Source organism: Paenibacillus sp. FSL H3-0321 (assembly GCF_038002865.1).
In the GTDB taxonomy this organism is placed as follows: Bacteria; Bacillota; Bacilli; order Paenibacillales; family Paenibacillaceae; genus Paenibacillus_AQ.
Map to the genome: position 1 here is coordinate 7,660,865 of NZ_JBBODH010000001.1, position 21,781 is coordinate 7,682,645.

23 protein-coding genes are annotated in these 21,781 nt (G+C 43.7%); 15 read left to right on the forward strand and 8 right to left on the reverse strand.

Going from position 1 to position 21,781, the window contains the following annotated elements:
- Nucleotides 1–163: 163 nt before the first annotated feature.
- Both MHI45_RS33910 and MHI45_RS33915 read right to left on the reverse strand, forming a co-directional pair.
- Nucleotides 164–1,144, reverse strand: coding sequence for a BtrH N-terminal domain-containing protein (locus MHI45_RS33910; protein WP_341118686.1), 981 nt, complete (start codon nucleotides 1,142–1,144; stop codon nucleotides 164–166).
- A complete protein-coding gene (locus MHI45_RS33915; RefSeq protein WP_076112759.1) occupies nucleotides 1,134–1,706 on the reverse strand; it encodes a PadR family transcriptional regulator in 573 nt (190 codons plus the stop codon). Before MHI45_RS33915 ends, MHI45_RS33910 begins: the two co-directional genes overlap by 11 nt.
- Before the next feature lie 223 nt (nucleotides 1,707–1,929).
- On the opposite strand from MHI45_RS33915, the gene MHI45_RS33920 reads away from it, so the two are divergent.
- Nucleotides 1,930–2,307, forward strand: coding sequence for a BlaI/MecI/CopY family transcriptional regulator (locus tag MHI45_RS33920; protein WP_076112760.1), 378 nt, complete (start codon nucleotides 1,930–1,932; stop codon nucleotides 2,305–2,307).
- A gap of 5 nt (nucleotides 2,308–2,312) precedes the next feature.
- Nucleotides 2,313–4,577, forward strand: a complete 2,265-nt coding sequence (locus MHI45_RS33925) for a M56 family metallopeptidase (protein ID WP_341118688.1) — start codon at nucleotides 2,313–2,315, stop codon at nucleotides 4,575–4,577.
- Nucleotides 4,578–4,589: 12 nt separating this feature from the next.
- Here the strand turns inward: MHI45_RS33925 and MHI45_RS33930 are convergent, their stop codons facing one another.
- Nucleotides 4,590–5,066: a GNAT family N-acetyltransferase gene (locus MHI45_RS33930; RefSeq protein ID WP_038591074.1), complete on the reverse strand. Its 477-nt coding sequence runs from the start codon at nucleotides 5,064–5,066 to the stop codon at nucleotides 4,590–4,592.
- Nucleotides 5,067–5,411: 345 nt separating this feature from the next.
- Here MHI45_RS33930 and MHI45_RS33935 point away from each other — a divergent pair, with 345 nt between their 5' ends.
- From MHI45_RS33935 to MHI45_RS33960, 6 genes are all read left to right on the forward strand, one after another.
- Entirely contained in the window at nucleotides 5,412–6,146 is a 735-nt protein-coding gene (locus tag MHI45_RS33935; protein ID WP_076112762.1) for a LuxR C-terminal-related transcriptional regulator, read from the forward strand.
- 92 nt (nucleotides 6,147–6,238) lie between these two features.
- A complete protein-coding gene (locus MHI45_RS33940) occupies nucleotides 6,239–6,883 on the forward strand; it encodes a hypothetical protein (RefSeq protein WP_256718201.1) in 645 nt (214 codons plus the stop codon).
- A 216-nt stretch (nucleotides 6,884–7,099) separates the two neighbouring features.
- Nucleotides 7,100–8,329 (forward strand): tetratricopeptide repeat protein, encoded by a 1,230-nt coding sequence (locus MHI45_RS33945; protein ID WP_341118690.1) that lies wholly within the window; start codon nucleotides 7,100–7,102, stop codon nucleotides 8,327–8,329.
- A gap of 5 nt (nucleotides 8,330–8,334) precedes the next feature.
- Nucleotides 8,335–9,879, forward strand: a complete 1,545-nt coding sequence (locus MHI45_RS33950; RefSeq protein WP_341159871.1) for a hypothetical protein — start codon at nucleotides 8,335–8,337, stop codon at nucleotides 9,877–9,879.
- 24 nt (nucleotides 9,880–9,903) lie between these two features.
- Entirely contained in the window at nucleotides 9,904–11,166 is a 1,263-nt protein-coding gene (locus MHI45_RS33955) for an AAA family ATPase (RefSeq protein WP_341118693.1), read from the forward strand.
- 52 nt (nucleotides 11,167–11,218) lie between these two features.
- Nucleotides 11,219–12,145, forward strand: a complete 927-nt coding sequence (locus tag MHI45_RS33960) for a hypothetical protein (RefSeq protein WP_341118695.1) — start codon at nucleotides 11,219–11,221, stop codon at nucleotides 12,143–12,145.
- A 1-nt stretch (nucleotide 12,146) separates the two neighbouring features.
- Here the strand turns inward: MHI45_RS33960 and MHI45_RS33965 are convergent, their stop codons facing one another.
- The gene (locus MHI45_RS33965) at nucleotides 12,147–12,614 is read right to left on the reverse strand and encodes a hypothetical protein (protein ID WP_340898650.1); all 468 of its coding nucleotides are present in this window, start codon (nucleotides 12,612–12,614) and stop codon (nucleotides 12,147–12,149) included.
- 96 nt (nucleotides 12,615–12,710) lie between these two features.
- Between MHI45_RS33965 and MHI45_RS33970 the strand changes: the two genes are divergently transcribed.
- The 7 genes from MHI45_RS33970 to MHI45_RS34000 all read left to right on the forward strand — a co-directional run bounded on the left by MHI45_RS33970 (nucleotide 12,711) and on the right by MHI45_RS34000 (nucleotide 18,077).
- The gene (locus MHI45_RS33970; RefSeq protein ID WP_341118697.1) at nucleotides 12,711–13,229 is read left to right on the forward strand and encodes a hypothetical protein; all 519 of its coding nucleotides are present in this window, start codon (nucleotides 12,711–12,713) and stop codon (nucleotides 13,227–13,229) included.
- A 293-nt stretch (nucleotides 13,230–13,522) separates the two neighbouring features.
- Nucleotides 13,523–14,893, forward strand: a complete 1,371-nt coding sequence (locus MHI45_RS33975) for a hypothetical protein (RefSeq protein WP_341118699.1) — start codon at nucleotides 13,523–13,525, stop codon at nucleotides 14,891–14,893.
- Entirely contained in the window at nucleotides 14,886–15,521 is a 636-nt protein-coding gene (locus MHI45_RS33980; protein ID WP_076112770.1) for a hypothetical protein, read from the forward strand. The genes MHI45_RS33975 and MHI45_RS33980 overlap by 8 nt, the downstream gene beginning before the upstream one ends.
- A 93-nt stretch (nucleotides 15,522–15,614) precedes the next feature.
- Nucleotides 15,615–16,196 (forward strand): hypothetical protein, encoded by a 582-nt coding sequence (locus tag MHI45_RS33985; protein WP_076112771.1) that lies wholly within the window; start codon nucleotides 15,615–15,617, stop codon nucleotides 16,194–16,196.
- 87 nt (nucleotides 16,197–16,283) lie between these two features.
- A complete protein-coding gene (locus tag MHI45_RS33990; RefSeq protein ID WP_340898647.1) occupies nucleotides 16,284–16,865 on the forward strand; it encodes a hypothetical protein in 582 nt (193 codons plus the stop codon).
- Nucleotides 16,866–16,959: 94 nt separating this feature from the next.
- A complete protein-coding gene (locus MHI45_RS33995; protein ID WP_340898646.1) occupies nucleotides 16,960–17,541 on the forward strand; it encodes a hypothetical protein in 582 nt (193 codons plus the stop codon).
- A gap of 98 nt (nucleotides 17,542–17,639) precedes the next feature.
- Nucleotides 17,640–18,077, forward strand: a complete 438-nt coding sequence (locus MHI45_RS34000) for a hypothetical protein (protein WP_341118701.1) — start codon at nucleotides 17,640–17,642, stop codon at nucleotides 18,075–18,077.
- 107 nt (nucleotides 18,078–18,184) lie between these two features.
- On the opposite strand, the gene MHI45_RS34005 is transcribed toward MHI45_RS34000, so the two are convergent.
- From MHI45_RS34005 to MHI45_RS34020, 4 genes are all read right to left on the reverse strand, one after another.
- Nucleotides 18,185–19,378, reverse strand: coding sequence for a transposase (locus tag MHI45_RS34005; protein WP_341159872.1), 1,194 nt, complete (start codon nucleotides 19,376–19,378; stop codon nucleotides 18,185–18,187).
- Nucleotides 19,379–19,817: 439 nt separating this feature from the next.
- Complete coding sequence (locus MHI45_RS34010) at nucleotides 19,818–20,459, reverse strand: ABC-2 transporter permease (protein WP_341118703.1); 642 nt, start codon at nucleotides 20,457–20,459, stop codon at nucleotides 19,818–19,820.
- A gap of 1 nt (nucleotide 20,460) precedes the next feature.
- Nucleotides 20,461–21,324, reverse strand: coding sequence for an ABC transporter ATP-binding protein (locus MHI45_RS34015; RefSeq protein ID WP_076109203.1), 864 nt, complete (start codon nucleotides 21,322–21,324; stop codon nucleotides 20,461–20,463).
- Nucleotides 21,314–21,700 (reverse strand): GntR family transcriptional regulator, encoded by a 387-nt coding sequence (locus tag MHI45_RS34020; protein WP_340898643.1) that lies wholly within the window; start codon nucleotides 21,698–21,700, stop codon nucleotides 21,314–21,316. The genes MHI45_RS34015 and MHI45_RS34020 overlap by 11 nt, the downstream gene beginning before the upstream one ends.
- Nucleotides 21,701–21,781 lie beyond the last annotated feature (81 nt).

Here is a 21,781-nt window from a genome sequence, read left to right on the forward strand (position 1 = left end):
TTGTAACTATTTTAATATAGCTTTCATCTAAATGAACGAAATTTAATTTAAAAAATAAGGATTTGGGATAAAAACTACGCTGAGTGCGAGAGCTGCTGTCCTTATTCTGGATGCGTTTCCAGACGGGGGAAGGAGGTGAGCTAACTGTAGTCCAACCATGAGTTTATATTGTCAATAAAAGCTCCATGGCGGAGCGTTCTCTCTGGGCAATATCGCTTAAAAGCTCGGATCCCCGTTGTAGCTCCTGCTGATTTCCGGTTCTTCCAGCATTGTCAATTGACGCTGATACACTATTCCACAAGAGGGCGATTTCCGTGAACAGCAGATAAGCCTTTTCTATTTTTGAATTACTGAGCAATTCTGCGCATTCTTTGAGAAAATCTCTGTATAGGTTGCGAAATAAGGCACCGCCGGTTCCGGCCTTTTCCATTAACATAGCAGTCAAACATAGATCTTTCTCCATGTCCTTACTGCGAGCAGGCCATTTCAGAATTTCATTGCTCATTTTTTCGATGCCTCTATTGCCCATATTGCGGATCGGCGGATTCAAATAGTCGTGCGCATTATTAAGAATAGAGGATCGTATTGCAGGCAGAAGCGGTGGAAGGTCACCTGCCAGTTCAAGCGTAAAGGAACGGTTTCTGGAACTCATGGGTCCCTTTGCGTTCCTTGCCATGGCCAAACTGGATAACTGCGTGGTTACAAGCCCGCCTTGTTGGCCTGTGTCTGACATGTAGGCGTATTCGTCATCCATATCGTAGATCACGGCATAGTGGGCGGCAAAGTGTATTTTATTCGTAAAGTAATCTAAATAATATGAATCTAATTTAAGGCCTACGGGAACACCTTGCTCTATGCAGCTTTGCACGTTCTGCCATGCTTTTGTGACAGAGGAAGTTTCTTTCACCTTCATGTTCAACTGGAGCCGGGATGCCAGGCATGCAGACAGTTCATCTGGCTTCGCTCTGCCTCCAATAAAAGGAAAGTCCATTCCCTTCGAATCCCAATAAATAAATCCCAATCCTTGTCCAATTCCGAATAACATCGGCTCCGATAATTGAACACCTGCATGTTGAAGAAGATTACCCATGGCTGTGGTCTCGCAGTGTTCTCCCTGATAAGGAGCAAAGTTTTCAATCCTCATGAACTTGACCCTCCAATTCCCCTATTAGTTCGTTGATCAGATTGGCGACAAAGATCTTTTCGTTCTCGATGAGACTCATCGGGTGAAGAAAAAGAGCCCTGACGTGCAACGGCAAACGGCAGCCGCCTTGCGATTCATATTTTTGCGCGATGTTCCTCAATGACTCCTCCAGAAAATTTTGCCGTGTCTGCAATGCTTCTACAGCTTCATTTATCCCGATAAAAGGGAGAGCCGCCAGCCCGAGATCGAAACGGTTATCCCGTTCCCGTGAGGTAGTTAGGCTAATGATGACTTCTTTTCTCAAAGTGTGCATACCGTCTTCCAGCATGACAAAAGTGGACGGGAGAGGACCTTTGCCAGATTTGTGGCCGGATTGTTCGGATCGGATCAGGCCTTTGTCTTTCAATTTCTGCAAACCGTTGTAAATAGAAGTAGTGCCTATGTTCGCCCATTCCCGGTAACCCCGCTGCTCGATCAGCTTATTAATCTGGTAACCTGACGCTTGTTTGGATTCCGCAATAATTTGCAATAAGATGAATTCTACGTTGGAGAGACTATACATTTTCTTCCTCCTTATATTACATGAGTGTAATATAACACTAGTGGAATATAACGTCAAGGTGGTTAATGTGGGGAACGGGCCAGTTCCGCCAGAAAACTCTGAACATGCATGAAACCTTCGCAGATAAGAACTGGTTCAGGTTGACATTGATAAGATATAATTGTATATTATTGGAATTGGATTACAAGTGTAGTCATGAAACGGAAAGAAGGGTGGAAAGAATTTGTCTACGGAAACTCCAAAAATCTCGGATGCCGAGTGGGAAGTAATGAAGGTACTGTGGGCAGAGGCCCCGCGCACCGCAGGTGAGATTATTGAAGCGCTGGAAGACAGCCGGCACTGGAACCCGAAGACGGTACGGACACTGATTAAGCGTCTGACCGAGAAGCGGGCCATCGGCTACAACCAGACAGGAAGGGTGTATTCATATTACCCGCTTGTACGGGAAGAGGAATGCGTTCAATCAGAGACCCAATCGTTTCTGAAACGGGTCTACGGCGGAACTCTGCGCCCGATGTTGGTCAACTTTTTGCAGGATGAGAAGTTGTCCCGGGAAGATATTGATGAATTGAAGAGAATTTTGGATGAACGAAAGGACTGAGCTGCTTGCTGGAAGCAACATACAATCTGTTCGTCAAGGTAATGTCGCTATCCGTGATGGCGAGCGTACTGGCTCTGCTGATCCTGGCTGCCCGGTTTCTGTTTAAGGATCGTTTAAAACCGGCCTGGACGTATCTACTATGGATACCGCTGGTAGTGAGGTTGGCCATACCTTGGACACCGGAAAGCGCGTTCAGCATTTTTAATCTGTTGCCGCTGGAGAAAGAACCGGCGCAGACTGCCTCCATTCCGTCAACGCAGCCAATGGTTGGCGTTAAGCATGAGGCCGGGTTGACCGGTGGAGAATCCGGCCCGGCACCTGATGCTGGAACAGCAGGTGCCGGACTTTCACCGCTAGCGACGACACCGGGTCTAACACCGGCTAATCCGACTTCGCCGGTTAATGTTACACAGCCGGGCGCAGGCAATGCTCTGGCTGCAGATGCAGGCTGGACGCCGCTATATTTGCTGGGACTGGTATGGCTTGGTGGAGCTGCAGTGGTACTGGGCCTGTCGGTTATGGCGCAACTGCGGTTCACGGCGAGGGTTCGGCGGGAACCGGAGGTTATTTCTCCGGACATCCGGCTGTTATTCGAAACCTGTCTGCGCGAATTGCAGGTGCGTCGTCCGGTGAAGCTGATCGAGACGAGGCAGATTGCCGTCCCGGCGCTGCTCGGCGTTATGCGACCCAAGCTGCTGCTGCCGGCATCCACGCTGCATATTCTGGTGGCAAGCGGGCTCCACCATGTATTTCTCCATGAACTGGCGCATGTGAAACGCTGTGACATTCCGCTGAATCTGCTGACAAGCTTGCTGCTGGCCCTGCATTGGTTCAACCCGCTGCTGTGGTATGCCGTACGCCAAATGAAAGCGGATCAGGAGGTCGCGTGTGATGCACTGGCCTTAACACATCTTGAACAGGAGTGCCACAGAAGCTACGCGCTGACTCTTCTCAAACTGTTGGAAACATTACCTGGCCCGATCCGGCTGGCCGGAGCAGCTGGCATTTCGAGCAGTAAAAAGGAAATGGAAAGAAGAATAATCATGATCACAAGGCATAAGAAAATCACAGCAAAGAACACGCTGTTGGGCCTGGCCGTAGTTATGCTCTTAAGCGGCTGTACCCTGACCGGGGCCAAGCTGAATTCTGCGCCGGTCCCGGAGAAGAGTACTCCTGCTGCTTCCCCGGCAGCTTCACAGGATAAAGATACCCCTGCATCCGGTGTCAAAGGGACCCTGTTGGGAGAGAAAAACGGGATCACTGTGACCGCTAAGCCCACAGGGGAGAATACGCTTTTACATGAAGTCACAGTTAATGTACGGGGTGAAGTGAGCCGCACGTTCTTGTGGGATGCAGGTAAAGACGAGACGCGGCCTCCGATCATTGATGAAGCCGACGTGAACGGGGATGGTACTAAAGAAATCTTCATTCGTATTACGACCGGCACTGGCACAGGAGTTTATATGAATGACATTCATGTGCTGCAGCCGGCTACTCTGGAAGAGCTTGTGGTCGAGGATCCGGTCGAAGCACTGAATCGGAGGCTGAAATCCTCCATTACACACCGCGATAACCATACCTATGTCTCTGCTGAACTGGATGGAAAGCATATGAGCAAAGTTTATGATTACACGGAGGCAGCATGGGGGGAGAAGGTCGGATTTGGCGCCATAGTTTCGTATGAGCTGACAGGCGGCCGTATTGTGGCCCACTTGGCCGGCGCTGCGTCTATGAATGAATTTCCGCTCGAAGTTGTTGCCGTTTACGGCAAGGACCTGACCCTTGACAGCGTACAGATGTACTATGGCTCGTTCATTGCTCCGCCGCTCAGCGAGCAAGAGATCAAGTCCATGATGGAAAAAAGGCTTCCGGCAACCGGCTGGACCTTTGGCAAAGACGGCGGCCAATACACTGTGGATTTCACAGATCCGCCGAACGGCGAAGAGCAAGGTAACACCTATAAAATCAATCCGTTTACCGGAACGGTCTATGACGCTATCTCCGGCAATCCCTTGAGAAGCCTTGTAAACAGGGAAGCGATAGATTTGTGGGAGATCTCTGACGGCAGCAAATACCAGAAGGAGCTGTATAAGCTGCTACAGCCCATCCTGGATACCGAAGGCTTCGAGCCGGTGAGCAAGGACTGGATTTCCGGCTTTACCGGGGATGGATATTTGTTCGGTGAAGTCAGGAAAGAGGGCAGGGAATTCACGATTAAAGCCGATGTCTTTACCAGCCAGTGGGAAGAAATTCCTGATCCGTATAAATAGTTAAGCAGCATTTCAGATTTGCAATACGGTTACTAATTCGTTGTTACAGATTTCGCCGTTGTCACGGAAGCCGAAACTTTCATATAGCTTTTGGGCGACGGAATTTTCGCCTGCATAAGGGATCCAGCAGTAATTTGCAGGCCCGGCTGGAAAGGTGCGGATAAATTCTAATATCTTTGTCATGGCTGCCCGACCATAGCCCCGATTCTGGAATTGCTTGTCAATCATTAGCCGCAGGATGCAATAATTACCGTCTGCTACTGACGGGAGATCGTATCCGGTGATTCCATAAGTCAGCATAACAAAACCGACAGGCTGTTCATCCGCATAAATAGCAAACGGAAACGGATGTCCCCCATTGGTGGTCAGAACATAACATGAAGCCATACTTGACAGATTGGACGCAACATAACGGCGTTGGTCTTCTGAAACCTCCAGATTAAAGATGGACCGCCGGTTTTCCAGCGTGATTTTTCTGAGCGTAATCATGTAGTGCTCTCCCTTCATTCTTCATTTTGCGCCGCGGCCGCTTATATAACATACAATTTATACAAAAAAAGTAATAGACTTATATTGTATTTTTTTATAGACTAATATGTATCCATGGCTTTTTTAGATATCGTCTTATTTGGCAGTATGGGCTACCCCCCACATAATTGTTCAAGTTTTATTATTTCGTTAACGTATAACTTTACGCCGCCAGAACCTTGGCGGCTTTTTTGCATTCTCCGCAAGCGTTGTTCATAAAATTTAAGTTCTCCTTCAGTTATTCCGATAAGTATTAAAGGAATATCCACAATCTGGATGAGCATATACGGAAGGAGAAATATAGTAATGATTAATATCATCGATACATCTGGCAGACTTGGAAAAGAAGACTGCTTGCTATCGAATACGCAGCAATTTATCCGGAGAAGTGCTCCGAATCAACTTTTAATTGAAGTTTTCCAGGACTGTATTTTCAATATTAAAGAACATCTTTCCGGCACATTTTTATTTCTTCTTACAGATGAGGAGGGAGTTCTGCTCGCGATGGATTACAGCCCTAACTTGGAGAGAACAGTGAGCAGGTCCCCTATTCACTTAGGGATGCTTTTTACAGAGGATCATTGTGGTGTAAATGCAATATCAGAGGCCATTGCCCAAGGCTGTCCCGTGTATTTACCACCTGAAGATCATGAGAACTCTTTTTTTAAAGATTGGCATTGTTTTTCGATCCCTCTAATTGTTAATCAAGAAATTATTGGTTATCTCGATGTCTCCACGATTAATGCTGATATGAAAAGTGAACTAATCGCGATTGCCAAGCTGATTCCGGCAGATATGTTGATCAATTACCAGGACCAGCTTGTAAATCAGGCCGCTGAACAGCTTTCAGCACAACTAAGTGAACGTCAATTAAACGTACTCGAACTGATTTCTCAGGGACTGACAGGAAAAGCGATTGCCTCAGAATTAAAAATTAAAGAGAGTACAGTGAATCATCATAAGAAAATTATTTTTGATAAGCTGGATGTTCGATCCAGCTCAGAAGCTGTTTCTGTCGCGACTCGGATGTCATTGTTTTAGCACTCCCTATAGTTTTATATAGTGGGAAATGATGGGACCGCATGCTAATATTATCTGGTGTTTAAAAAAGAGAGAAACATCAGGAGGGTATTATGAAGAAAAAAGTAGGATTATTATCAATGGTAATGGTGTTAATGCTGATGATGGTTACGGCATGCGGGGGGAAAGATAAAGAAGTTAGCTTAGGTGTGACTGAAAGTGGTACTTATAAAAATGATTACTTCGGTGTGTCTCTTAATTTTCCAAAAGAATGGGTTTACCAGAGCGCAGACGAGATGATGGCGACTATGGAAGCTGGCATGGAAATTGTTGCCGGTGATAATGCAGATAAGAAGAAAAAGCTTGATCTGGCAAAGACCAAAACACTTAACCTGCTGATGGCTTCCAAATTTTCGTTAGACTCAGGTGAAGTAGGGCCTTCCATTGTCTCTGTTGCCGAGAAGTTAAGCATGCTCCAAGGTATTAAGGACGGTAAGGACTATCTGGAAGCTTATATAAAGCAGGCGAAGGCAAGCCAGCTGCCGTATGAATTTACAGAAATCACAACGGTAAAAGTCGGTGGCAAAGATATGGACATGTTGAAAGGTACCATTGATAACGGAGACTTGGGAGTAGTCACACAAGAATATTACAGCACATTAATTGAAGGCTATTCATTCAACTTTATTCTTACATACGTAGATGATGCGTCGAAGGCTGAAACAGATAAGATTTTGGAATCTGTATCGTTTAAATAACAGGCTGGCCTATAAGTAGATCTTCTACGAGTGGAGCCAGGCCCTCTACATACTCCGAACCGTAATAAAACACAGAGCAGCGATTCTCCTGTTACCGGAGAATCGCTGCTCTGTGTTTTTGGATCATTAGCGGCTTATTTCTTGAATAATTATTTATAGAATAGGAGTGGAATGTCGAAATATTAAATAGCATCCAAGATATAGGAGGATTTAAATGTGGAGAGAGAACATCAATCGTTAATGAACGAATTAGTTGTTTTGCATGATAGTGGAAAATACATAGCCGCTGAACAGCTTGCCTATCAAATTCTGGAGACACAACCAACAGATTCAAAAGCGTTGTACTACCTCTCACGGACCCTGTATATGCTGGACCGGAACGAAGAAGCTCTTGATGTTGGCTTGCAGGCGTTGTCACAAGCACCGGCAGATGAATGGATCTTATTCCTGCTTAGTGAGATTCATCAAGATTTACAGCAATGGGATGAGCAGGCTGCATATCTGGAGCAATGTCTTCGCCTGGATCCGGAAATAGCCGAATTTCATTTCGCCAAGGCCGGGAATATCATCAATAAATTCTCCCTCCAGTTTACTATTCAATTCAAGATGAGCCAATTTATCCGCCCCAACTTTTTCAGCAGGCCTGTCATTAATCCTCATTTGTTGAAATCAGCTGAAGAAGCGGTGCAGGAAATCCATCTGGCCATCCAGCTTGATCCAGATGTTGCCGAGCATCATGTGAAGCTTGGAGCTATATATTTTATGTTATTCAGAACTGAGGAAGCGGAACAGCAGTATCGCCATGCACTTCAACTAGAGCCGCAAAATGCAGAGACAAATGGAAGCTATGCAATCTTTTTGCTCCAGGAAAATCGGGTCAAGGAAGCTAGAGAACATTGCGAATTAGCTCTTATGTTTGATCCTAACCAGGAAATTGCCTTGATGGCAAAAGAACAACTCCACATCTATGAAACACAGAAGGAACACTTTTTCAAAAACCTCAGGCGATCCTATCATCTCAAAACAAAAGTGGCACCACATGCGGAACACCAGCTGCAATTCTCTAAAATATTGCTGGAGGAGGGCAAAGTGCAGCCGATTAGACAACTCAAGGCGTATTTGCGCCTGATGCCCGAAGAACTGGAGGTTCATCTGATGTATGGCAAAGCTCATTTTGACGCCAAACATTATCCTACTGCGTACTATTACTTCAAGCGTCTGAACCGTAAATGGCCTGGAAATCCTTACATCGAAGGCTGGCTGAAAGAACTCTCGCAGATGAGCGTGGCAGAACGGAATTTGGTTCCATTTCTTAAGCGATGTATCATACTCCCTGTGAAGCTTGTCATTATTACGCTGTTAAAAACACTAATGTTCACGTTAAGCTTCTACACGATCCCTAAAGCAAGACGGCAGCAAGATGCTCAACTCAATAGGCTGGTGTGAAATCTATGCAAATACATAATATAGAAGAGAAATTAATAGAATTGCTTGATCCGTTCTCCGGGCCCAAAATATACAAAGGCAACCTGCTTCAGGAACGATCAAGGCAGCTGATAGATGTGTTCAATATCCAAGATAACGAGCGATTGCTAATCTATATGGATAGCGGATTATTCTCGAATAAGAACGGAATTTTGCTGACACCGGTGGCTATGTATTATAAGAGTGGTCGAAGTGAAAAGCGTATTTCCTGGAGAAGGATGGCTGATATAGGGCCTATTAAGCGGCGTAACAAACATAGCATCACCTTGGGAAGCTTAATTCTTTATTTCTCGCACTCTGATGTATCCAACGACCAGATAGTACAATTATTGGAATCCATCCGTTCAATGGTTATTAATACAGAGGCGCAGGGGGAGCTTTCAGCTCAGCCCATTGTGGACCAGATGAGAGCCGTCTGCTCAGAATATGTTGGGAATAGGAGCTATCTCGCCCCGTTTGATTACAATTGCGTCAGTGAAAATGATCTTCTGGACAGATTCCCGGGTTATCAACAACATTCAACCGTAATTTTTCTAAGCTTCTCCAAGCCCGGTAAAGTGAAAGACGGAATTCTGATTACTGAGTCTTGCCTATACTGGAAAGCACTCTGGAGTGCATTCGAATGTATTCCATGGGAGTTAGTGGCGGGAAGCCACCTCTCTAGAGTAAATGACAAAATTGCGCTGAACATCGGTACGAGATCTTATGATTTATCCGATTGTGAGCTTTCTGTAGAGGAACTCATAATGATACTGCAAAGCTTGTCCCGTATAGCTGCCCAAAAAGCAGAAGAACAGGGATCATCAAGCGCTCCTAAGAAATGGGTTATTGATCTAATCGGGCGGGCTGAACTACCTGAGAATGACGGACTCATAGCAGATGCTCTTTTCCTAGAATATATCTGTAAAAAGCATAAGTTCTTCATTTCCGAGTTTTATCCGAAACATCCTCTGGATGAGAAGTTTTTGAATCGTGCGGCCTTCCGCCTTAGTAAGAACGAAAGAGTAATCGCGCATTTTAGAACCGTATTAGGTAAAAAAGAAGAATATGGCGTGGTTATCACGGACATTGGCATCTATATTCGCGAGCCTTTTGACCATCCCTTTCCGGATGCCTTTATCAGTTACGACAATTTAGCACTGGCTCCGATAGACAATTCCAAATCACGTTTTCTGCTTATCGGCGAATATAAATATTCTTTCGTCCATCCGCGGAAATTTGCCAGTCTGCTTGAGGATATCCGCTTTTATATCAGTTGTCTTTGTACAGTTCCAGAAGGTATAGAGTATCCCTATGATCCAACCTATACGGAGCCATGGAGTTTGCCGGTTAGATGTGCGCATGCGGATTCCAAGCGTTGGATTGTTGTGGAGGACGGTATGCTGAAGGGCTTGCACACTACTGAAGAGCTTCAATGGGCGAGAGACAGCAGACAGCTTGATCCAGACTTAATCAGATTATGGAGCTACGGCGTTCCTTCATGGCAAACGGTTGAAGAAGCGTTATTATAAATTACATAAAAGAAGAGGACGAATATGGATAAATTAAAATGGCTGCAAACTATATTACTTCTCCATCCTGAAGATGCAGAAGCCCATTATTGGTTGGGCCAGGAATTGGAACAGCGTGGACAAGCCCTGGAGGCGCTGCAAATTTATAGTGCTGCACTGGCAGTTAGTCAGCAGGAAACTCAGCGGCTTGCATTGATTCAAGCGATATCTTCAATCACCTCAAGTCTTCAGGCAGGCTCTCCCGTCGCAAGTTTAGAGAATAATATTTCCGCAGCGTCTGGGTTTGTTGCCGAACCGGAAATTGAAACGTTCGAGCATGAAGATCTTACCCTTGAGAATAAGGAGCAGCAGGTACATACCGGGCGCGCCGGGCTGACCGTCTTCTCAGGCGGCAAGGACAACGCAGTATCAGCGCAGAGAGGGCCTGCCCCGATTAAATTTAATGATGTTGCCGGACTTCACAAGCTTAAGAAAACCATTCAGCTTCGGATTATCAGTCCCTTTCAAAATCAAAGTCTGTTCTCCAAGTTCCGTAAAAAAGCAGGTGGAGGTGTTTTGTTGTACGGCCCCCCTGGCTGTGGAAAAACCTTTATTACAAGAGCTACAGCCGGTGAGTGTCAGGCCAATTTTATTCCGGTCAGCATTACGGATATTCTCGACCCCTATATTGGAGTCAGTGAGCAGAACCTGAAGGATCTCTTTGACAAAGCACGTTCCCGGAAGCCAAGCATTATGTTTTTCGATGAGATTGATACGCTGGGATATAACCGGTCCAAATCTTCCTCCAGTATGCGGGGAGTAATTGATACTTTTCTGACCGAAATGGAAGGAATCGATACCAATACAGATCAGATTCTGGTGATTGGTGCAACTAATATGCCATGGGATGTGGACAGCGCACTGAAACGGCCCGGACGGTTCGATCGCTTGGTGTTTGTTGCCCCGCCGGATGAGGAAGCCCGTGAGCAAATATTCAGGCTTAAACTTGCTGATCGCTATATGGAGGGAATAGACATCCCTTTTTTGGCAGCAAAAACTGAATTTTTCTCCGGTGCCGATATTGAGAATCTGTGCGAAAGAGCTGCCGAACAGGTGCTGGAAGAGATCCTGGAGACAGGAGTCGAACGGCCTATCAGGATGTCGGATGTCGAGGCTGTTCTGCAAGAAGTCCGGCCTTCAACTATGGAATGGCTGCGGACAGCTAAGAATTATGTGAAATACTCCAACCAATCCGGCATTTATAATGACGTGGAGGAATATTTGAAAAAATTTGGACGACGTATATAAACTGGGTTTTCCTGAGAGCAGATTGGCATTTATTATGAGAGGGGACAATCAGATGGTTACATTGAATCATATGGCGTGGAGCCGGTTATCCGGGCCTGAAAAACAACAAATGCTGCAGGAACGGCTGCCGAAAGGCTTTTCGTTCTGTCGGCTGGAGCGCTTTGAACGTTATGGGCAGAGTTTGGAAACGGGAGTGTGCGCCTATGAAGGGGTCGAATTTGTATTTGTTCCCGGCAACGAGGTAACCTTGGGCTGGGACGGATGGTCCGGGGAGCCGGACAGTACAGCCTCCAGGATAATGGAAGAAAGTTTTTCGCTAATCGGGGTGGCGTCCAAGAAGGTGGAGGAGAGGCTGCGTGGAATAATGACTCCAGTCAGAAACGCTGTCATCCAGCCGATGTTGGTAGAACGTAATACCCAGTCTGTTGGCTGGACTGAAGTGGCTGCCCGGGAACTGGATGCAGAGAGACACGCCGAGCTGTTCGAGCGGTTGGATACGTTCAAGAACAACTCTAACGGAAACCGTGAATACTATCCTTCCTATCGTCTGGATCGTGATGGAGAACAGATCCGCATCTACCTGTTCAATGAAAGTGAGGATTTCGAGGATTGGGCCGATTACACATTGAAGCGGGGCTTCGATATTCCGACTGAAGACGAGTGGGAGTATTTGTATGGCGCTGGCTGCCGGACCTTGTTCCCATGGGGGAACGGAATGAACGATTCCATGCATCTTGAGCCGCCGAACGCTTTCGGGCTTTACTTTCTGGGAGATCCATATCAGAAGGAGCTGACCAGGACTGGAGACGGCGGGTCGATTGGCAAAGGAGGCAACGGTATGGTTATCCAGAGCGGCGGTCCGGGCGAGTTTTTCAGTTATTTGACAACGGCTGTATATTACCATGACCATCATGAAGACGAACAGGAATGGTTGGATTGGCTCGATCAGCTGCATTACCGGCGGATTGTGAGGCTGTAGTCTATACCTGGTAGATTTTAAGCTCCTGTTGAAATATTCTGTCTCCATAACGGAGGGTAAGGGGATATTGCTCAGGTCTTGTCAGCTTATAGAGTACAGATTGGCCTTCATGGTAAAAGACTTTGTGTTCGCACTCATCATAAAGTTTTCGGGACAACTGCTGAATCAGCTTGTGATTACTGGTAGTGCGCCATCCGAACTGTACCATGCCCAACTGGTCAATCGGATCTTGATAGGTGTCCAGGATAATGTAAGTTCCAGGTTGATCCTTATGGACATATTTAAGCACATGACCAGTATGGACAGGCTGTTCCAGAGCATATTCATAAATGTCATGGAAAGGGATTGTAATGTCCAGAGCGTCCATGATGTTCTGAAAGTTAGGATGTACCAAATATTCTTCCGCATTTTCATCCGGCCAATAAGCCAGTTCAGATAAAGGTGCCATTATTAAAAATTGTTGCTCCAATCTGCTTCCTCCTTTTATTTCACAGTACCTTCAAGTGTAAGAGAACAAGGTTTGCTTGTAAAGGGAGGGTCCATACTGCAGAGGCATTAATTACTCATGGGAGGAAATATGATGAAACTAACTAATTTGTCAAAAAAAGAACGCGGGAGCCTGGCGATTGATTTTACGGAGGCCGAGCAGAAGGTTGGATTTCCACTATGCGAGGGCATAAAAAGCTTGTATACACGTTCATTTGGGAAGGGGGCCAGCGGTGTTTTGAATCTCAGAGAGAAAGTCCATATCAAACCGCATGGAACTCGCTGGGATACTTGGTTTTCGTTCAACAATTGTGAAGGAAACTGCGAGGTCATGTTGAGTATGCCCGGCTCGGAAAAAGAGCTTGCGGATTTTATTGCATACGGGTTTCATGAATGGACCGGCGGCAATGATTTTGGCAAACGGATGATGATCGGTTCCTTGTTTGTCAACATCGGCGATATTTGTATCCTCCTTAATAATGACACAGGCAAGGTTGAGTGGATTGATTGCGGTTACGGTTATTTTGACACTTATGACGAAAATCCAAACGGTGTTCTAGCGGATTCGATTGAAGAGTTTTTGGGGTTTTTCGAGTGAGAGGTAGAATTTATCAAGCTGCTCGCTGTTAATGTCCCCGCCCTAATAACTCAATCGGATTCAAGCGAAACTAAATAGCCAGTCGCCAATTCCGGCGACTGGCTTCTTTGACTTGTTAGGCGTTTTGATCCCAGTCTCACAAACGGGGGGCTCTCCCATTGCTGTGGAAGAATTTTATTGTTTATATGGAATATAATGAAAAAATATTTTATAACCGATATACATAATAAAGGAAAAAATGGTTCTTTTGTCTTGAGGATATAATTGGAAAACTGGCGAATAGAGGTGGATGGATGGGACTTTCCATGAGAATTGAAGGGCTGGATACAGATGACAGCATCATTGAATTGTATGAAGAATCGTTAGTATCTACAGAATATTTACACAATACTATTGGGAATGCGATGGCAAGGACCGGGGATACGGGGTATGTCCTGAGAATAGTCGGAAGAATAGAACCTTCCCTTAGGAGTGCACAGCGGACTACTCAAAAAAGTATTTTGGAACTCACCAAGTGGGCGTATTTACCCTATGCTCCCGAAGCGGATTTTTACCGGAAGGTGTCTATTGTCTATGAGAAAGGAGAACAGATTGTACGTGAATTGAACTTTACCAAAGCCTATGTACTTAATTATGAAGAGAATTATGACAACTACAGCGGTACAGGCAGCTTTCACTTAACCTTAGGGCAAAAACGGGGTGAACAGGGCAAGATCAATTTTGGCGAGCAAGAACAGGCAGACGCTGCAAAAGTGTTTACTCCTCTATTACCTAACGCATTTCCTCCGAAGCCCCCGGCTTATTATGATCTCCTGAAGATAAGGATACCCGAACCTGTGGATGCAACCTCGGGAGCCGCACCTACGAGAAAAGAGCTTATTGAAGCCCTGTTCATTAAGAAGATGGGGACCTTTTCCGGGATGGCAGATCATGAGGAATATCTTAAAGAAGTGATTAAACGATATATGAAGGGCACACCTATTGCACAGGAATTGTTATTGAAATATGTGGAAGATGACTCATTGAAAGAACTCACTGGGGATGATGATGGTTCCTATTATCGTGATTCTAAAAAGACCGTTTTTCTGAATATTGATGATGACTTCTCTAAACAAGGTATAGGTGTAATTTTCTTTCATGAGTATGGACATTACATTGATCATGCTGCAGGCGATTTATCTGATGATAAGACCTTCCGGGAAAATCTAAGAGCTGATTTTAAGAATATAATGGAATCCCGTGCAAATGCTATGTACTTAAGTGAGCTAGATCCTAAACTTATACCGATGCTAGGTAACATCAAAATAAGGCTGGAAGATATTATGAATCCAAATTATTGGAATGGGAAGGAAAAACCATTGATTGATTACAAGGAATTATACAAGATAATAAGTAAGGAATTAATGTCAAATAATCTTTCTGCGGTATCTGATCTATATAGTGGATTAAGCATAGTAAAAGTAAATAAAAGCACGGAGCGAATTATAGGTAATTGGCAACATCCTGAGAAATATTGGACAGAGAATCCTGACAAAATATACATAGAAGCTTTCGCTCATTGTTATGAAGCTCAATTTGACCCAAATAGGCGTGCTAATTTTAGAAAGTATTTCCCAACTGCCTATAAGAGATTTGAAGAGTTACTGGAGGGAGTTCATGTCTAAGAGGAAATGGATATATTGTGGAATAATTGTGTTCATCGTCTTAATTACAAGCAGCGGTTGGTTATGGTATAGCCACTCCAGGCCGGAAGTTCGTTTATCTGGGGAAGCGGCTGAACGTAAGAAACTAGCGGAATCGCTAAGAGCGAAAGAGAAGCAGGTGGATTTTTATTTTCATGAAGTGAATGAATTGATACACGAATTGAATCAAAGTGAATTAAATGATAATCCAATAAAAGGAGAGAAGGATCTACATATGGAAGATCAATTGGTATGGGATGTATTGGAATCGGAAGAATACAAAGCTGTTCTTGAGGAGTACAATAAGCATTATGGTGTCATTAGTGAATACTTTATTCCTAAGACTGAGACGTTAGGAGGATTCAGGTACAAGGTCAAGGAGAGTATCACTGAGGGTTATGATTTGTTACCCAAGTATTATGGCTGGACCAAAGCGTTGATGAATATAGATACGAAAGAGTTTCGAGATTTGAACACCCTATACAATGAACATTTTGGTGATGTTATTCCTACAGCGGTGATCTCCGGAACGATGGAAGAGTTAATCGATATAGTGAATAGAAGTGTGAAAGAAGGCAGGGATCTGCTGCCAGAGTATTATCGATACTAAACGGTAGCATAAGTCCGTATTTCCGTAACTTTAGCTGGAAATACGGTTTTATTTTATTCTATTAGAGATTGAAAGAGTTGCTGGAGGGCGTACATGACTAAGAGGAAATGGAAGTGTTGTGGAGTAATTGTGTTCATCGTCTTAATAACAACCAGCGGTTGGTTATGGTATAGCCACTCCAGGCCGGAAGTTCGTTTATCTGGGGAAGTGGCTGAACGTAAGGAACTGGAGGAATCATTAAGAGCGAAGGATAAACAGATCGATTTTTATTTTCGTAAAGTGAATGAATTGATACATACGTCGAAAGATCAATTGGTGTGGGATATGCTGGATACGGAAGAATACAAGGAGATTCTAGAAGAATATAATAAACAGTACGGCTACATGGACGAGGACGGCATACCCAAAACTGAAACTCTTGGAGGATACCGATACAAGGTACGAGAAAGCATTGCTGAGGGTTATAATCTGTTACCTAAATATTATGGATGGACCAACGTCTTGATGAGTTTGGATACGAAAGAGTTTCGAGATCTGACCACCCTATACAATGAACATTTTGGTGAGGGTATACCTACCGAGCAGATATACGGAACTATGGAAGAGTTAATCGATATAGTGAATAAAAGTGTAAAAGAAGGCCGGAATTTACTGCCGGAGTATTATGGACTCTAAAAAGCAGGTAAGACCGTATTTCCGTAACTTTAGCTGGAAATACGGTTTTATTCTATAAGAGATTGAAAGAGTTACTGGAGGGCGTGCATGACCAAGAGGAAATGGAAGTATTGTGGAGTAATTGTGTTCATCGTCTTAATAACAACCAGCGGTTGGTTATGGTATAGCCACTCCAGGCAGGAAGTTCGTTTATCTGGGGAAGCGGCTGAACGTAAGGAACTGGAGCAATCGCTAAGAGCGAAGGACAAACAGATAGATTTTTATTTTCGTAAAGTGAATGAATTGATACAGACATCGGAAGATCAATTGGTGTGGGATGTATTAGAATCGGAAGAATACAAAGCTGTTCTTGAAAAGTACATAAAGCAATACGGTATCATTGATGAGTATATTATTCCCAAGACTGAGACTTTGGGCGGGTTCAGGTACAAAGTCGAGGAGAGTATAGCTGAGGGGTATGATTTGTTGCCCAAGTATTATGGCTGGACCGAAGCTTTGATGAATATGGCTACGAAAGAGTTTCGAGATCTGAACACTTTATATGATGAACATTTTGGTGAGGATATTCCTACCGAGGTGATCTACGGAACGATGGAAGAGTTAATCGATATAGTGAATAGAAGTGTAAAAGAAGGCAGGGATTTGCTGCCAGAGTATTATCGATATTAAAGCAGCGTAAGACCATATTTCCGTGGTTTTTTCTGGAAGTGTGGTTTTATTTTTATTCTTCTATTAGAGATCCGAAGAGTTACTGGAGGCGTGCATGAGTAAGAGGAAATGGAAGTATTGTGGAATAATTGTGTTCATCGTCTTAATAACAATTAGCGGTTGGTTATGGTATAGCCACTCCAGGCAGGAGGTTCGTTTATCTGGGGAAGCGGCTGAACGTAAGGAACTGGAGGAATCATTAAGAGCGAAGGATAAACAGATAGATTTTTATTTTCGTAAAGTGAATAAATTGATACAGACATCGGAAGATCAATTGGTGTGGGATGTATTAGAATCGGAAGAATACAAAGCTGTTCTTGCGAAGTACATAAAGCATTATGGAATCATTGATGAATATGATATTCCCAAGACTGAGACGTTGGGTGGATTTAGGTACAAGGTCGATGAGAGTATAACTGAGGATTATGATTTGTTACCCGAGTACTATGGATGGACCAATGTTTTAATGAGTTTGCAAACAAAAGATTTTGAGGAAACGGATGCTCTCTTTAGAGAAAATTTTAATGATGCTATCCCTACAGAGGAAATCTACGGAACGACAGAAGAGTTAATCGATATAGTGAACAAAAGTGTGAAAGAAGACCGAAATCTGCTGCCAGAGTATTATCGGTACTAAAAAAACAGCGTAAGACCATATTTTCGTGGATTTTTCTGGAAGTGTGGTTTTATTTTTATTCTTCTATTAGAGATTCGAATAGTTACTGGAGGGCGTTCATGACTAAGAGAAAATGGAAGTATTGTGGAGTAATTGTGTTCATCGTCTTAATAACAACCAGCGGTTGGTTATGGTATAGCCACTCCAGGCAGGAAGTTCGTTTACCTGGAGAAGCGGCTGAACGTAAGAAATTGGAGGAATCGCTAAGAGCGAAGGAAAAACAGATAGATTTTTATTTTCATAAAGTGAATGAATTGATACAGACATCGGAAGATCAATTGGTATGGGATATATTGGAATCAGAGGAATACAAGAATATTTTGAAAGAGTATAGTGAGCATTATGGTGTCTTAAGTGAATATAAAATCCCTAAGACAGAGACAATAGAAGGTCTGCGTTATAAGGTTAAGGAAAGTAGTAATTATGGCTATAATTTGTTACCCAAATATTATGGCTGGACCGAAGCTTTGAATAATATAGATGAGCATTTTGCATAATTCATATTTCGATTGAGAGTCCATGGTTAGGCCACAGCGAAATCTCAGTGTTGTGAGAGCGGAGCGATAAATGGACAGACGGGCAGAATTTCAATGAATTTGAAATTTCAAGCGGCGTTTTGGACTCGTTGCTTGACGATGGCAAGTGCAGAGGCAAGTAACACAATCGCATTCAAATATTGGTGTGTTGTCACTTTTTGAATCCCCCAGACGTGAAGCTGGTCTGCAGTTAAATAGGTCTTCATTCGAGAGTTGCAGCGTTCTACACTGGTTCGTTTATTGTAAAGTTCCTTCCAGCCTCGGCTTTCCCGATGCGGCAACGCGTAACGCCGGAGATCCGTTTGACTGTTGATTTTAACCACCATTCCATAATTGGACGACGAACAAGTGACCATACCCAAAGGACAATCCACTTGACCTGTCGCATGTGGACAACGAAATTTCAAATGTACCTTTTCCTGTCCCCAATACGTCATAGGAAATCCCATCGAACAACAAGGCGTGCCTTTGCGGGTGATCCCCGCTGGCGGTTCCTTTTCATTTCGTGGATTCAGCGGAATAATGGCTTGCGCCTTGACGTTCCGGGCCGCCTCGTAGTTTTTCATTTGGTCGTAGCCCGCATCCAGCATGAAGAATTTCACTTTGGATTTTGCAGCGACAATCGTCATGAGTGCAGGCCCTTCGTCTCCGTCGTTCACATGGGCAGGAGTCACCTGGAGCACCATAGGAAGTTCACTCTTGGCATCGACGGCCAAATGCAGCTTATAGCCAAACCACTTGACTTTGTTGCCGAAGGTGTCGAACTTTGCACCCCAGTTGGCATGGCCAGTGAGCTCGCTTTTTCGCTTGGGTTCTTTTTTCTCGTAGGCGTGAATGGCTGCGCTGTCGATGGCGACATGAGTGCCGTCGATGATTCCAGCTTCTTGGCACTGAGCCACAAGATCCTCAAACAACTGCTTGGCAAGGCTTTTGCGAGTCAACTCGGCAAAAACCCGGCTTAACGTGGAAATTGAAGGGGCGGGGATGTCCAGCCGAAGTCCACATTGGTAACGGAAACGAAGGTCAAACTCCAGTCTGCGCGCTAGGCCGGTGAACGTATCGATGTTCTCTAAGGGAGCCACGAGTAATGCGCGAAGAATGCCTTGACGGCAGTGCCCGTCCGCTCCTCGGGGTGAAGGATTTCTCAATTGTCTCGCGTAAGGTCGCAGGTCCAGTGCGCTGAAAAAGATGGGCAATCGCTCTTTTGATTCGATTTTTTGAAGCTCCTCAAAGGAAAATAGACTTTCTTGGAGAATATACAAAGGGGACTTCCTCCTCTTGAGTGTTTTGGTGTCGTTACCAAAAAACTTCTCCAAGTTGGGGTGAAGTCCTTTTTTATGCTCAAAATCTCTTTGTGTACCAAGGGCTTAGATTAATGCAAAATGCTCAGATACAAAAGAGTTTCGGTATTTAAACACCCTATACAATGAACATTTTGGTGATGCCATTCCTACCGAGGTGATCTACGGAACGATGGAAGAGTTAATCGATATAGTGAATAGAAGTGTGAAAGAAGGCAGGGATTTGCTGCCGGAGTATTATCGATACTAAAGCAGTATAAGACCGTATTTCCGTGATTTTTGTTGAAGTGCGGTTTTATTTCCAGCACAACGGCCCGCGTCCTACGCGAGCTCGTTATGCCGATAAATATAATGGTTAAAAAACTTATAAAAATTCCTGCAAACAAGCTTATCCAAAGAATTAAAATTCCTTATTCCTATGTATCTGTACCGATAGGAGGTAAGATGCCACAAACATTACAACCGCAACAATTAAAGAGGCAAATCCTACTTCACTGCCATTAAAATTAACATTATCCCATATCAATCTTAGAAGAACCCACACCAGAATTCGGATAACTACTGATAAGCCTGACGACACAAAAATCATCATCTCACTTTTCTCAACTCCGAATCTTAAAATAACCGGATATAAAATGGAAATTGTTGAAATAGAGAGTGACAGGCCCATAGTATACCCAGATGACAAATTCAAATAACTGGTAGTATCTAAATCTCTTAAATAGAAAAGAACCGGAGTAAATAAGCTGATTGCAGTACCCATTAATATCAACATGATAAATGAAATGTATTTGGCATCGATAATAGTTTTCCTTTTTATTGGCAACGTAATTTCTATCCTACTCCATTTAGATGCTTCATCGATCTGCAGAGAAGCACCTACATTCACAGGGAAAACCATAATCTGTGCAGCAATGACTGCATTAAGTACAGACGTATCGCCTGCCACAAAAGAAACAAACAACAAACATAAAGCTATTCCAAAGGATGTCTTTATGTTGTTCTGCATGGAATAAAAATTGTTCAACAGTAACCCTTGCACGTTATTCCTCCCCCTTTACCAGGAGCAGCATAATTTCATCAATAGATACATTGTCAACAATAATACCATCATATTTTCGCTCAAACTCTTTTTTATCTTTTACAAGAACGTCTGTTTGAAAATTCTTTACTCTGTACGCAAGTCTATCGGCTTTATCAATACGATTGAACTGATCTATTTTGCAGCGTGCCACTCCGTATCCATAAATCAAATCATCTTTCTTCGCAGTAAGGATAATTTTTCCTTGATGAATAAAGGTTATAAAATCAGCGATTTTTTCCAAGTCACTTGTGATATGGGAAGACATAAGGATTGAATGGCTTTCATCCTCCACGAACTCCAGAAAAACCTCCAAAATTTCTTCTCTGGTAATGGGGTCTAAACCGGAAGTTGCCTCATCTAAAATAAGTAACTTGGGATGATGTGATAATGCGACTGCAATAGCAAGCTTCATTGTCATTCCTCGTGAAAATTCCTTGATCTTTCTATCCATAGGAAGGTCAAACTTACTCGTGATATTTAAAAAGAAACCCTGATTCCATTGTTTGTAAATTCCGCCCATAACCTTTGCAAGTTTATTGGGTGTCACAACACCTGAAAAACTCGCAGCATCAAAGACAACTCCTATGTCTTCACGAATTCCTATGTCTTTGTCTGTCATAACCTGACCCAAAATTTTAATCGTTCCACTATCTTTTTTAACTGTGTTCAATATGGATTTAATGGTCGTTGTTTTTCCAGCTCCATTTTCACCAACAAACCCCATAATTGTTCCACAAGGAATCGAGAACGAAACATTATCTAAATGAAAATCAGAATTAGAATAGTTTTTAGTTAGTCCTGCTATTTCTAGACTATGATTCATTTTTATCCTCCGCATAAAAGACAGTCAGCATTTCTACCATCTTTTCCAATTTAATTCCGCTCGTTCGGGCAATTTCAGCTGCAATAGTTAAGTGCTCTTCAATTTTCTTCTGTTGCTCTTCTTGAAAGACATCTTTATTGGGGGCAGATACGAAACTTCCACGTCCAACAGTTGTTTCAATGAATCCATCCCGCTGCAAATCTTCATACGCCTTTTGGACAGTAATGACACTGACTTGAATAGATTTTGCTAATGACCGCATGGAGGGAATAGGGTCTCCCGCTTGCAGTTCTCCACTCATAATCATTGTTTTTATTTGCGAGGTTATCTGTTCATAAATGGGCTTATTCCTATTACTGCTAATAATAATTTCCAAAAAAGTCCTCCTTTCCGCGAACAGTGTACTTAATGTACCAGTACAATATAACTGATCTGCTTGCTTTTGTAAATAATTCCT